Here is a 12,670-nt window from a genome sequence, read left to right as displayed (position 1 = left end):
AAAAGATGTACAGTCGTGAAGATCTGATAAAAAAGATAGTAGATGAAAAAGGGCTTCAAGCTATACCTAATTTAATAGAGCTACTAGATGACGAAGATTACGAAGTTCGAGAATTAGCAAGAGATGCATTGAGTGTTATGGCACCGGAAGGAAAAGCATACCTATTACATGAATTCAAAAGAAGGTTCAATCTCAACCTCCAAGACGATACAGTTTTGTTGTATCTGGCTGAACTTTTGTCTGACTTGAATTGTCATGAAATAGTGGAAAATCTTAAGATGATGTTCAATAAATTTTCCGATGAGAGGGCTTTCCCTTTGATCTTAGAGAATTTATTAAAGATTACAAAAGATGAATCTTATCTAGACATATTGAAAACTTATATCGATAGCGACGAAGGCGAAATAGAAGAGATAAGTGTGATGGCTATTACCGAGTTACCAAGCAAAAAAACTTTAGATATACTTTTAGAAAAATATTATAAAACTACCAACAATTCTTTAAAAGTACTTATTTTGGATTCTATAACAAAAATCTTGTCTAAGAACTTTGATTTGGTTCCATACCTACAAGAACTTGACCCAGAAATATCTGAAAAGCTGGAATGGCACCTTAAGAGGTCTTGATTTTGAACTAATAATTTGTTATAATATATATGTATCCCAGTGAAAAGAATTCACCCAGAACGGGGTCAAAGAATAAAGTATGGGGACGATTGGGTTCGACGGGAATGGGCTGAAGTCGGGAAGCGAGTCGAGGAGTCTGAAACCTCGTAAAAAACGAAAAAACATTGAAATGCCGAAAAACCAGAATTAGCATTAGCTGCTGCGTAGATGGCGGCTCGTCTCTCCTCAAGTTTTCTTGGAACCTCTCTTGAGGAATGAGGCGTCAGAAAAAGGTTCCACTTCTAAAATCTCTTACCCGGATTTTAGAAGTACCAATGGGTAATAGCGAATTGTGACTCGGTCCGCAAAGTCACAATTTCCGAAAAACTGATTGCGGACTGCGCTCGGAGAAGCCGACTTCGCCTGTTTTCGGACGCGGGTTCGATTCCCGCCGTCTCCACCATTTTTTTGGAGATAAGTTAAATATTTCACATACATACTATAAACAGGGGAGGGAAGCATTCACAGTACTGCTACCCTTTTTTTCTATGCAGGATAATGGACACAATGGCGATAAAACGAGTTTTAGAATATTTAAATTCCTTATATCCTAAAGTCGACACTTTAGAAATATAAAGATTTTCAAAAATAAAATTTTGTTTTTAAATGGGTTACAGGACAGAGCCCTTTTGCTGATTTGTGCAAAAAAGCTTTTTAAGGTTTGCCGCATTGTGCAAACGATGTTTTTTTAGTGATTTTGACCTTGATTTGGGGTTTTTAAAGGGATTCCCCTTAACGTTTGGGGATCTCAAGGGGTTTACCCCTTAACGTTTTGGGCGAAGGGGAGCTAAAGCAGATTGTATGTAACTTAGAATGATGGAGGTATTTTAAAAATTTTTTGATTCTAGAAGTAAGGTCTAAAGAAGATTTCAGAGTTTCTAAAGATAGTATAAATCTAAAAAACGGAGGTGGATAATTAAGTGCTTTGGATAAGAGATAAAGAGAATCAAAAACCATTCATAAAAGAAGATGAAATATTTAACCTTTTGGAAGAAACAAAATCCCCAAGTAAATTGAAGATCAGAGACATTATTCAAAAATCGTTATCAAAAGAAAGATTGAACCCAGACGAAGTAGCAACACTTTTAAACGTTGAAGATGATGAAACGTTAGAAGAAATTTTTGAAGGCGCAAGAACATTAAAAAGAAATGTATATGGGAATAGAATAGTCTTTTTTGCTCCTCTTTATATTGGAAACAAATGTATAAACAATTGTGAGTACTGTGGTTTTAGATCAAGTAATAGTGAAATTTTTAGAAATACCCTTAGTTTTGAACAATTAGAGAAAGAAGTAAGAGCTCTTGAAGATAAAGGCCACAAAAGATTGATATTAGTATATGGCGAACATCCTGATTACGATGCAGATTTCATAGCCAAAACCGTTGAAACGGTATACAAAACTAAAAACAGAAACGGTGAGATCAGAAGGGTAAATATCAATGCTGCCCCTCAGACAATTGATGATTACAAAAAAATAAAAGAAGTAGGTATAGGAACATTTCAAATTTTTCAAGAAACTTATCATTTTGATACTTACAAGAAAGTTCATCCAAAAGGGCCTAAATCTAGTTATATATGGAGGCTATACGGATTAGACAGAGCTGTAGCTGCTGGGATTGACGATGTTGGGATCGGTGCTTTATTTGGACTTTACGATTATAAATTCGAGGTCATGGGCCTTTTATACCATACAATACATCTTGAAGAACGCTTTGGATTTGGCCCTCATACAATCTCATTTCCACGAATAGAACCAGCTCTAAACACCCCTTTATCTGAGCAACCTCCATACCTTGTGAATAATATTGAATTCAAAAAGATAGTGGCAATTTTAAGATTAGCTGTACCCTACACGGGATTAATTTTAACAGCCAGAGAACCTTCTCATATAAGAAACGAGGTTTTAAAGTTAGGAGTTTCACAAATCGATGCTGGTTCTAATATTGGAATTGGTGCATATTCAACAGAAGATCAACAAGCTTATAAGAAAAGTCAATTCACCTTGGGTGATCAAAGGAGTTTAGACGTCGTAATAAAAGAATTAGCAATTGAAGGTTATCTTCCTTCATTTTGTACCGCATGCTATCGGATGGGAAGAACTGGCGAGCACTTCATGGAGTTCGCAATACCTGGATTTGTGAAGAGATTTTGTACTCCCAACGCTATTTTGACTCTTTTAGAGTATGCCCAGGATTATGCACCAGAAAATACTAAGATAACTATCGAAAAGAGGATCGAAGAAGAGTTAAAGGTTATGAACGAAGGACCTCTAAAAGAGAAATTATTAGAAAGAATAGATCTTGTTAAGACTGGAAAAAGAGATCTATACTTTTAATGCAAAGGAATGTATTGTATGAAATTACAAAACGAAGAAATTTTAAAAATATTACAGAGTAAAACACCACATTCTACCTCTCAATGGGATGAATATTCTAATTTTTCTGAAAAAGTTAAAAATATTGTCAATTATTTTATATCTAATGAAACCATAGAAAAAGAACACATTATACAAATCTTGTCTTTAAAAAAAGAAGATAAAGATCGAGATGATCTTTTCAATGTAGCAAATCTGATCAGAAAAACGTATACAGGAGACTTTATAAACATAAAAGGAGTTATCGAATTTTCAAATTATTGTAAGAAAAACTGTTACTATTGTGGATTGCGAGCTAAAAATACATCTGTACAAAGGTATCGGATGGGTGCAGACGAAATAATTGAAGTAGCGATTCAGGCAGCGCAACTGGGTTTAGATACTATCATTCTTCAAAGTGGTGAAGACGATAGATACACAGATGATGATTTAATCTACATCATCAGAGAAATAAGAAAAAACACAAGTTTACCCGTATCTTTATCAATTGGTGAAAGAAGTTTTTCATCATATAGAAAATTCAGAAAAGCAGGCGCAGTAAGGGTACTTCTAAAACACGAAACCATTAACAAAAATATTTTTGAAAATATCCATCCTGAAAAAAACTATGATAATAGAATAGAACTCTTAAGGTATATGAAAAGTCTAGGTTACGTGACTGGTTCGGGGAATATTATAGGGTTACCTGGACAAACATTAGAAGATATAGCTGATGATATTCTTTTCATGAGAGATGAAAATATTAGGATGATAGGTGTGGGGCCATTTATCCCCACAGAAAACACACCGTTAAAAAATCGTCCTAGTGGGAGTGGTGAATTAACTTTAAACGCCTACTGTGCCACAAGATTTTGTGTGCCAAGAGCACAAATACCTACTACTACCGCATTAGGAACGATTTCTCCCGATTTGCAATACCAAGGTTTTTTTGCGGGGTGTAACGTTATTATGGTTAACATTACTCCAGAAGTGTATAGAAAAAATTACAACATCTACGATAATAAGATAAAAGTAGAGTTTTATGAGACATATGAAAAAATCAAACAATTAGGCTTCTCACCTTCCAAAATAACCCAAAAACGAATGGAGGATAGAAAGAATGCCAGCAACATCAGGTTATAGAACTTACATAGCTATCGCTGGAAGAAGAAACGTTGGAAAATCCTCTTTGATAAATGCCATTGTGAACCAAGAAATAGCGCTAGTTTCAAACGTTGCCGGGACAACTACAGATCCGGTCTATAAAAGTATGGAGTTACAACCTATAGGACCCGTTACTTTAATTGATACCCCAGGTATAGATGATGAAGGTGAACTGGGAGAAAAAAGAATTGAAAGGGCTAAAAGAGCTTTTTACAAAGCTGATATAGGAATTTTAGTAGTTGATTCTGAACCCAATGGGTTTGAACACTCTATTTGTGATCTCTTTGAAAAGATGAATATCCCATTCATAATCGTATTGAACAAAATAGATCAACTTAACGACGTATCTAATTTAAAACAATTATATATTAATTCTTTTGGAAGACCTGTTTTTGAAGTATCTTGCTTAGAAAAAGTTAATATAGAAAGAGTCAAAGAAGCTTTGACTAAATTAAAACCAAAGGAAGAAGAAATTCCGTTGCTTCCACAATTTATTAAAAGCAACGATATTGTCTTACTTGTCGTCCCGGTGGACACAGGAGCACCAAAAGGTCGATTGATAATGCCTCAGGTAGCAACTATAAGAGAAGCAATAGATAGAAAGGCTTTCCCAATTGTGACTTCTGTTGAAGGAATAAGCGAAATAATTAGTAAGTTGAAAGAAAAACCTGATTTAGTTATTACCGATTCACAAGCCATTGGGAAGGTTGCTGAATTAGTGCCTGAAGATGTAAATCTAACTACATTTTCAATATTAGAGGCACGTCATAAAGGAGATATCAGTATCTTAACTAAGGATGTAGGTGTAATTAATAATTTGGAAAACGGCGATACAATTCTTATAATGGAAGGTTGTTCTCATCGCCCGTTAAGTGAAGATATTGGAAGAGTCAAAATTCCCAAATGGCTCAAAAAATATACTCAAAAATCCTTGAATTTTAAGTTTATTGCTGGAAAAGAATTCCCTGACATAGAAGATGTAAAGAACGTAAAATTAGTCGTACATTGTGGGGGATGTACACTTACAAGAAGAATGATGCTAAGAAGAATAAATTCAATCAATAGGTTAGGAGTTCCTGTCGTTAATTATGGGGTGCTAATATCTTTTCTCCACGGATCCTTAAATAGAACTTTAGAACCTCTTTCATTATAAACAATTTTTATTGAGGCTCCTGATTTTATGGGGCCTTTCTTTTTTCCTTAAACATTTGATTTTTCACGGTTTTATAAAAGAACTGTAATGAAATTTAGCTTTTTTGTATAAAGAAGAGAGTATTATATTATTTGTAAGCCACCAATTTAAAGGTTAAGTGAAGAAAGGCGGCGAATTGCGGTGTACAAGGAAAATCAAAGTGCTTCCAATGAAAATGACTATCTCAAATTCAAATATTCTTCTCAAATTGATTTTATTAGATCTCTAAAAAATGCTAACGACGAGGAAAGTATTAGAAAGTTAGCTTTAGCCAAAGAAGACTATTTTTTTAATAATAAGAAAAGTACAAAACGTTAGAATGAAAAAAGATACTATTGTCGAAATTAATGATCTATCTGTATACATCAACAACCGAAAACTATTGAATAACATTAATTTAGAAATATCAAAAAATGAAATCCTTTTAATTTATGGACCTAGAAATGCTGGGAAATCTTTGTTAGCTAGGTCTATTGTCGCGCTGAACAAAGAACTCTTCAAAGGTATTAAAACCACCGGACAGGTTTTATTTTTAGGCGAGGATGTTAATAATATCGAAAAAAGATATTTGCGATCCGAGATCGCTTATTCAGAGCCTACCTTTGTCGATAATATAAATTTCTTAACTTTAAGCGAAGTTTTTAACCTAGCTTTAGGAATAAAACCTTCCGACATATCCCAAGAACAATTCATGCTTCTTGAAAAGCTTAATATTGCAAATATTTTTTCTAATCATTCTTCATTAAAAAGTTATGAGGATTTTGGTAACTGGACTATTGGAGATAAGATTGCTTTTATAATTTTTTTGAGTTTAGCAAGGAATCCACAGGTGTTTATTTTTGATTCTATTCTAGACCATTTGGATGATTTCATGCATAAAGATATTAAAGACTTTCTTTTCGATATAAAAGAGGATCGGTCATTGATTATTTCCACAAGAAATCTCTCTTTGTTTTCTGATATCGCTGAAAAGATTGTCTTTTTGAATGAAGGTGAGATCCTATACAAAGGAAGCATTGAGAATTTTATATTAGATTTTCCCAGTTAGTCATCCCTTAATTCTCATTAGAATAGATTACAACCTCATTTTTTGCAATTTCAACGTTGAAATTTCCAAAATCGTAGTTCTGTTGAGGTTCGTAAGAAGGTAAATCTAAAAACATATTGTATACATTTCCTTCTTTAAATATCCCTCCAGCAAATTCAATCCTATAGCTTTCTAATTTGAAGGTTTTTAACTGAATATATTCATCTGTAACCAAAATTGATAAAGGAGATCTTTCAAAATCGCGATTTATATTTTTTTTACCCAAAGTGACAAATTGACCTGAACTAGAAAGCAAATAAACCGTGTTATCTTTTTCGTAAGCAAAAACAATCTCTCCGTCGATATAGAATGTCTTACTTTTTTCTTCTACATCACCATAATCACAATAAAACCTGGACTTCGTAATGACAGGTTTTCCTTTTTTTGGCAACCAAACAGAAAATGGATCTCCGTAAAAGAAAACTCCGCTTTCAATTTCAAATACTTTATCTATCTTAGTTTCAACTTTTTCATATATCTGTTGTTTTTTCAGATCTAATGTATACTTTTCACCTTCATAATTAGTTAAGTCTATTTCTATTTTTTTCAATCCTTCCGTTAATGTGAGTTTTGAAGGTGGGACCTCGATAGTAATTGGTGTTTTTATTTTCAGATTGTTTAAAGTAGCTTCTTTGCTATAACCTGTAATCTGTAGATCTATCCATTTTGACGGTACTCTCGTAATTACTTCACCAATGGGTGGAGAAAATTGATGCTCAAAAATAAAACCATTCACATCTAGAACTATATTCATATTTTTATCCCAACTTAGAAATGCAGATGTTTTGGTTCCATTATCAGTAACAATATAAGAGCTTTCTGCAATTACAAAGACGCTCCTAGGAAATTCATTAAGTGATTCACGAAACACACTATCCAACTTTTCCAATGATGTTGATACGGTTTTGTTGTTATAGTTTATATAGAATAGATCTTTAATATAATCTATTTTCATAATTTGAGAGTTTTCACTTGGCGGAATGGAGATATCCGCATATTTGTAAAGATTCAATAAAACCTCAGCAAAATATTTTGAGGGACCGTTGTAAACTAACCCTATTTCCACTTTTGCTAAGGTTAAATTACTAATCAAAATAAAGCAGAGTAAAAATACAACCCTTGTGAGGGAGCCGATGCAGGAGCCGAAGCTCTTTTCTTTGCTTCTAAAATTTCTTCTATTTTTTCTACTTCCCATACATCTGTACCTACCTTTACCAATGCACCAACTATATTTCTGACCATTCTTCTTAAAAAAGACTTACCTTCAACTCTTATTAAAATTAGATCTTTTCGTAACTGTATTATTCTCACCCTATAAATTGTTCTTATGGGATTCCTTTCATCGTTACCAGTTTTAAAGCTTGTAAAGTCATGTTCTCCTTCAAAATATTTTGCTGCTTGCCTCATCTTTTCAAGATTTAATTTGAGTGGAACCCACCAAACCCTGTTTCTTAAAAATATATTGGGATCTTCATTTATATAAATAAAATAGTGATATATTCTTTTTTTTGCCTCAGCCCTTGGGTTAAACCCTTCTTTTACTTCTTTTACTTCTTTCACATATATATCTTCCGGTAAAATAGCATTTAAAGCATCTTTAATATTTTTTTCAGTCATATTTTCGTTTTCTACCTTAAATGAAATAATTTGACCAGTAGCATGTACCCCCGTATCTGTTCTTCCACACGCATAAGATTGAATTTCTTTTTTAAAAATAACCTTCAACGCTTTTTCGAATTCATCTTGAACGGTACGAAATGTTGGTTGACTTTGATAACCATAAAAGTTTGTTCCATCATACATCACCTTTGCTGCGACCCATTTCACAAAAATTCCTCCTAATACGTCTTCTGCAGTATTTGAGCTTCTAAAATTTTGAATACTATTTCTGATTCATATTTTTTTAATAGATCTACATTTTTTTTATAAATTCCTTCGAAGACTTTTATCAAATACAAATTAACAAGTTTTGTAGTCCTTTGAGCAATCAAATCTTTAATATCATAAGGAACATGTTCCACTGTCTTTTCGAGCCAATAACTAAAATTATTATTTATATCGTTTTCTAAAATCAAATCGTTGAAAGACGAAATTACCCTCCTTAACCCTACAAATTTAGAAACAAGATCAACATAATCACCATGAATCTCTCTGACCTTATTCGAAATCTCATCACAATAATTTAGCTTAAGGAATTTCCCTTTTCGCTCACTTATATTTAAGTGTCTTCTTATACCTGATAAATCTTTATTATCTTCTTCTACCAAGAAATAACCAACGAAATGATCAGTACTTTTACTTAAAATTGAGAGTGGAAGTATGCTGTTAATTATTATAGTACTGCTATCCAAGTAAGAGATATCTTTAATTTCTACAAAATTACCTTTATCTGAAAACAAAACGTTATGAAACCGCATTTTCACTCACCTTTATTTGAAATATTATCATACATTTACAATTTCTGAAATTGCCTGTTCAGCCTCTTTTATTAATTTAACGGATTTTTGTTCTGAAGAAGATTTTACCAAAATATAAAATTTTATTTTGGGTTCTGTTCCTGAAGGTCTTGCTATTATTTTAATGTTTGAGTATCTCAATTCTACGACGTCAGATTTTGGAAATCCTTCTATCTGGTTAAGATAATCCAAAGTCTCTTTCAAAGTAAAATCACCAACTTTTATAGGAGGGGTTTTCCTCATTTTGTTCATTATTCTTTTGATTTTTTGAGTCCCTTCAAACCCTTCAAAAGTGAATGAAAGAAGCTTTTCATCATAATAACCATATCTTTCTTTCAGATCCTTCAAATATTCAGTGAGTGTTTTCATCTCGGAGAGCATTTCTGAACTCATAACAGAAATTAATGCAGCAGCAATTACAGCATCTTTATCCCTTACATGATCATTCGCTAAATATCCATAACTTTCCTCAAATCCAAATATAAATTTTCTTCCACTGTTCATATAATTTTCAATTTTTTCTCCTATATATTTGAATCCTGTTAATGTTTCTTCGATTTTTACATTAAACTCTTGAGCGATGGGTTTAACCATATCGGTAGTAACTATTGTCTTAACAATATAATCGTCAGGTTTCAAGGAAGAAAATTCACTGAATTTACTCAATAAATAATGAGACAACATCACTCCAACTTGATTTCCAGTGAAAGATACATAATTGCCTTTGTACTTTTCAAACACGCCTATTCTATCACCGTCAGGATCTGTTGCCAAAACAAGATCAGCATCTATTTCTTTTGCTTTCTTCAAAGCCAGTTCAAATGCTTCTTTCTCTTCTGGATTTGGAACCTTTAGTGTTGAAAAAGAAGGATCAATTTTCGATTGTTCTTCAACTAAACTATATTCGAAACCTAACCTTTTCAAAATGCCCTCAACTAGCTTCAAAGCTGCTCCATATAATGGTGTATATACTATTACAGGCTTCTTATCCATTTTAGGATTTAAGGACCTAATATACCCTTCAATTTCATCTAAATAATCGTTGAAAATAGATTCATCAAGCATATTTATTTGTTCAGAATTAAGGGCTTCTTCAAAGCTTGCCATCTTAATATCTTTGAAATAATCAATCTTTTCAATTTCTGAAGTAATTTTATTAGCATACAGGGGAACCGCCTGAGTACCATCGGATGTGTAAACTTTGTAACCGTTGTATTCCGGTGGATTATGACTCGCAGTTACAATTATCCCTCCATCTGTTCTTAATTTTCTTACAGCAAAGGAAAGTAACGGCGTGGGAGCAACTTGATCAAAAATATATACATTTACATTATTTGCTGCTAACACTCGAGCTGCAACCTTGGCGAATAAGTCTGAGTTCCTCCTTGTATCGTAAGCAATAACAACACTGGGAAAATCTTTATACCTTTTCAAATAATTCGCAAATCCTTGAGTTGCTCGAGCCACGGTGTAAACATTCATTCTGTTGGTTCCAACGCCCATTATACCTCTTAAACCACCCGTTCCAAAGTCTAAATCTTTATAAAATCGATCAATTATTTCATCTTCATTGTCCTTCAAATGGAACAATTCCTCTTTAGATTCTTCTGTTACATTTTCAAGCCATTCTTGATATCTTTTATATGCAATTTCTTTAACATCGGTCATCTTAACTTCTACCTCCATTTTTAGAATTTCATTAAGAATTATATCATATTTTTCCCTTTTTATTAAACAAAAATACCGCGTGAAATACACGCGGCAATTATTAAGGCGGGACTTGGGCAGAGAAATATTTTCAAAAAAAAAAGGAAGGGGGCGATACCTACTCTCACACGTCTTAGCGTACTACCATCGGCACGATACGGCTTAACCGTCAGGTTCGGTATGGTTCTGGGTGTTTCCCGTATCGTTCTCTTCACCCCCTATTACTCATTCACAAGTGCATAGAGTTTCGTCCAAAGCCTCGGGCTATTAGTACCGCTCGGCTCAATACTTCTCAGTACTTACACCTGCGGCCTATCTACGTCTTCTTCTCAGACTGCCCTTACCTCCTAAGAGTGGGAAGCCTATTGTTTGGGCCCGTTTCCCGCTTAGATGCTTTCAGCGGTTATCGGTTATATGTGTAGCTACTCAGCTCCTGCTATTTGCATAACAGCTGATTCACCAGGGACATACTCACTCCGGTCCTCTCGTACTAGGAGCAACCCCCTTCAAGCTTCCTACCCCCGCAGCAGATAGGGACCGAACTGTCTTACGACGTTCTGAACCCAGCTCACGTACCGCTTTAATGGGCGAACAGCCCAACCCTTGGGACCGGCTTCAGCCCCAGGTTGCGATGAGCCGACATCGAGGTGCCAATCCACGCCGTCGATGTGAACTCTCGGGCGTGATTAGTCTGTTATCCCCGGGGTAACTTTTATCCGTTGATCGACGGCCCTTCCTCTCAGAACCGCCGGGTCACTAAGTCCAGGTTTCCCTCCTGTTCGACTCGTCAGTCTCTCAGTTAAGCAGGCTTTTGCCTTTGCACTCTTCAGTGGATTCCCAACCCACTTGAGCCTACCTTCGAACACCTCCGTTACCTTTTGGGAGGCAACCGCCCCAGTTAAACTGCCCTCCTAACACTGTCCAGGTCAAGCTCTTCACTTTCTCCCGTTAGTAACCCATCGTTGTAAGAGCGGTATCCCACTGTCGGCTCCAGCTGCCCTGGCGAGCAGCTTTCTCCGCCTCCCGCCTATCCTGTACATACAACGATAAGTTACAATGTCAGGTTACAGTAAAACTCCACGGGGTCTTTCCGTCTAGCTGCGGGTCCTCGGCGTCTTCACCGAGCTTGTAATTTCACCGGATCCTCCGTTAAGACAGCTCCCTAGTCGTTACGCCATTCATGCAGGTCGGAACTTACCCGACAAGGAATTTCGCTACCTTAGGACCGTTATAGTTACGGCCGCCGTTTACCGGGGCTTCAGTTCGAGGCTCGCACCCCTCCCCTTAACCTTCCGGCACTGGGCAGGCGTCAGTCCCTATACTTCCACTTCCGTGTTCGCAGAGACCTGTGTTTTTGGTAAACAGTCGCTAGGGACTTGTCACTGCGGCTCTATTAGCATGATTGCTCACACTAATAGTCCACCCCTTCTCCCGAAGTTACGGGGCCATTTTGCCTAGTTCCTTAACGAAGGTTATTCCGCTCCCCTTTGCCTTCTCAGCTCGTCTACCTGTGTCGGTTTCCAGAACGGGCAGTAAAAGGATCTTAGCTACACGAGGCTTTTCTCGACAGTGTGATTATCTACCGTTGGCCTTGCGGCCTCCCCATCACGACTCCTCCTCCACCGGCGGGTTTTCCTACCAGCTTCTTCGGCATCGTCGCTTGGAAGATTTGCAACCCTGTCTCGGTAGCTTTACCTCCTGTGTCCCCCCTTGTAGCTCCTCTTTTACCGGTACGGGATTCTTTACCCGTTTTCCATCGGCTACCCCTTTCGGGTTTACCTTAGGTCCCGACTTACCCTGGGCGGACGACCCTTCCCCAGGTACCCTTAGACTTTAGGGGTGGGAGATTCTCACTCCCATTTCGTTACTCATGCCTGCATTCTCTCTTGTGCTTCGTCCACATAACCTTTCAGTTATGCTTCTCCCTCGCACATCGCTCCCCTACCTATAGCCTTTCGGCTATACCGTAGCTTCGGTGCGCGGCTTTAGCTCCGTTACATTTTCGGCGCAGTCCTCTTCTACCGGTGAGCTGTTACGCACTCTTT

General features: G+C 36.1%; 10 protein-coding genes, 2 rRNA genes and 1 other RNA gene. 7 read left to right on the top strand and 6 right to left on the bottom strand.

The genetic code is table 11. From position 1 onward, the window contains the following. Positions 1–5: 5 nt before the first annotated feature. The 7 genes from AD60_RS09425 to AD60_RS09400 all read left to right on the top strand — a co-directional run bounded on the left by AD60_RS09425 (position 6) and on the right by AD60_RS09400 (position 6,423). Entirely contained in the window at positions 6–626 is a 621-nt protein-coding gene (locus AD60_RS09425; RefSeq protein WP_103927616.1) for a HEAT repeat domain-containing protein, read from the top strand. 81 nt (positions 627–707) lie between these two features. Then, positions 708–1,068, top strand: a transfer-messenger RNA (tmRNA) gene (gene ssrA / locus AD60_RS09420). Positions 1,069–1,585: 517 nt separating this feature from the next. Beyond that, positions 1,586–3,001: a [FeFe] hydrogenase H-cluster radical SAM maturase HydG gene (gene hydG, locus AD60_RS09415; RefSeq protein ID WP_103927615.1), complete on the top strand. Its 1,416-nt coding sequence runs from the start codon at positions 1,586–1,588 to the stop codon at positions 2,999–3,001. An 18-nt stretch (positions 3,002–3,019) separates the two neighbouring features. Then, entirely contained in the window at positions 3,020–4,162 is a 1,143-nt protein-coding gene (hydE, locus tag AD60_RS09410) for a [FeFe] hydrogenase H-cluster radical SAM maturase HydE (protein WP_103927614.1), read from the top strand. Beyond that, positions 4,140–5,336 (top strand): [FeFe] hydrogenase H-cluster maturation GTPase HydF, encoded by a 1,197-nt coding sequence (gene hydF, locus AD60_RS09405; protein WP_103927613.1) that lies wholly within the window; start codon positions 4,140–4,142, stop codon positions 5,334–5,336. The genes hydE and hydF overlap by 23 nt, the downstream gene beginning before the upstream one ends. A gap of 180 nt (positions 5,337–5,516) precedes the next feature. Continuing rightward, the gene (locus AD60_RS10225) at positions 5,517–5,693 is read left to right on the top strand and encodes a hypothetical protein (protein ID WP_158248424.1); all 177 of its coding nucleotides are present in this window, start codon (positions 5,517–5,519) and stop codon (positions 5,691–5,693) included. Between the two features lies 1 nt (position 5,694). Continuing rightward, the gene (locus tag AD60_RS09400) at positions 5,695–6,423 is read left to right on the top strand and encodes an ATP-binding cassette domain-containing protein (protein WP_103927612.1); all 729 of its coding nucleotides are present in this window, start codon (positions 5,695–5,697) and stop codon (positions 6,421–6,423) included. 7 nt (positions 6,424–6,430) lie between these two features. On the opposite strand, the gene AD60_RS09395 is transcribed toward AD60_RS09400, so the two are convergent. The 6 genes from AD60_RS09395 to AD60_RS09370 all read right to left on the bottom strand — a co-directional run. Then, complete coding sequence (locus tag AD60_RS09395; protein ID WP_146048840.1) at positions 6,431–7,474, bottom strand: hypothetical protein; 1,044 nt, start codon at positions 7,472–7,474, stop codon at positions 6,431–6,433. Between the two features lie 77 nt (positions 7,475–7,551). Continuing rightward, on the bottom strand, positions 7,552–8,289 hold the full coding sequence (gene truA, locus AD60_RS09390; RefSeq protein WP_103927610.1) for a tRNA pseudouridine(38-40) synthase TruA: 738 nt from the start codon (positions 8,287–8,289) through the stop codon (positions 7,552–7,554). Positions 8,290–8,300: 11 nt separating this feature from the next. Then, complete coding sequence (locus AD60_RS09385; protein WP_103927609.1) at positions 8,301–8,879, bottom strand: hypothetical protein; 579 nt, start codon at positions 8,877–8,879, stop codon at positions 8,301–8,303. Between the two features lie 27 nt (positions 8,880–8,906). Next, entirely contained in the window at positions 8,907–10,586 is a 1,680-nt protein-coding gene (locus tag AD60_RS09380; RefSeq protein ID WP_103927608.1) for a phospho-sugar mutase, read from the bottom strand. Between the two features lie 145 nt (positions 10,587–10,731). Beyond that, positions 10,732–10,844, bottom strand: a 5S ribosomal RNA gene (rrf, locus tag AD60_RS09375). A gap of 27 nt (positions 10,845–10,871) precedes the next feature. Continuing rightward, positions 10,872–12,670 (bottom strand): 23S ribosomal RNA (locus tag AD60_RS09370); the annotation flags it as partial.

The organism is Petrotoga sp. SL27 (assembly GCF_002924605.1).
GTDB classification, from domain to species: Bacteria; Thermotogota; Thermotogae; order Petrotogales; family Petrotogaceae; genus Petrotoga; species Petrotoga sibirica.
Note: the sequence above shows the minus strand (reverse complement) of the source record. Positions and strands in the feature narration are given on the sequence as shown.

Excerpts from the sequence above, each read along its gene's own strand:
- hydE (WP_103927614.1), top strand. The coding sequence starts at position 3,020 with ATGAAATTACAAAACGAAGAAATTTTAAAAATATTACAGAGTAAAACA.
- AD60_RS09385 (WP_103927609.1), bottom strand. The coding sequence starts at position 8,879 with ATGCGGTTTCATAACGTTTTGTTTTCAGATAAAGGTAATTTTGTAGAA.
- AD60_RS09380 (WP_103927608.1), bottom strand. The coding sequence starts at position 10,586 with ATGACCGATGTTAAAGAAATTGCATATAAAAGATATCAAGAATGGCTT.
- AD60_RS09400 (WP_103927612.1), top strand. The coding sequence starts at position 5,695 with ATGAAAAAAGATACTATTGTCGAAATTAATGATCTATCTGTATACATC.
- AD60_RS09425 (WP_103927616.1), top strand. The coding sequence starts at position 6 with ATGTACAGTCGTGAAGATCTGATAAAAAAGATAGTAGATGAAAAAGGG.
- hydF (WP_103927613.1), top strand. The coding sequence starts at position 4,140 with ATGCCAGCAACATCAGGTTATAGAACTTACATAGCTATCGCTGGAAGA.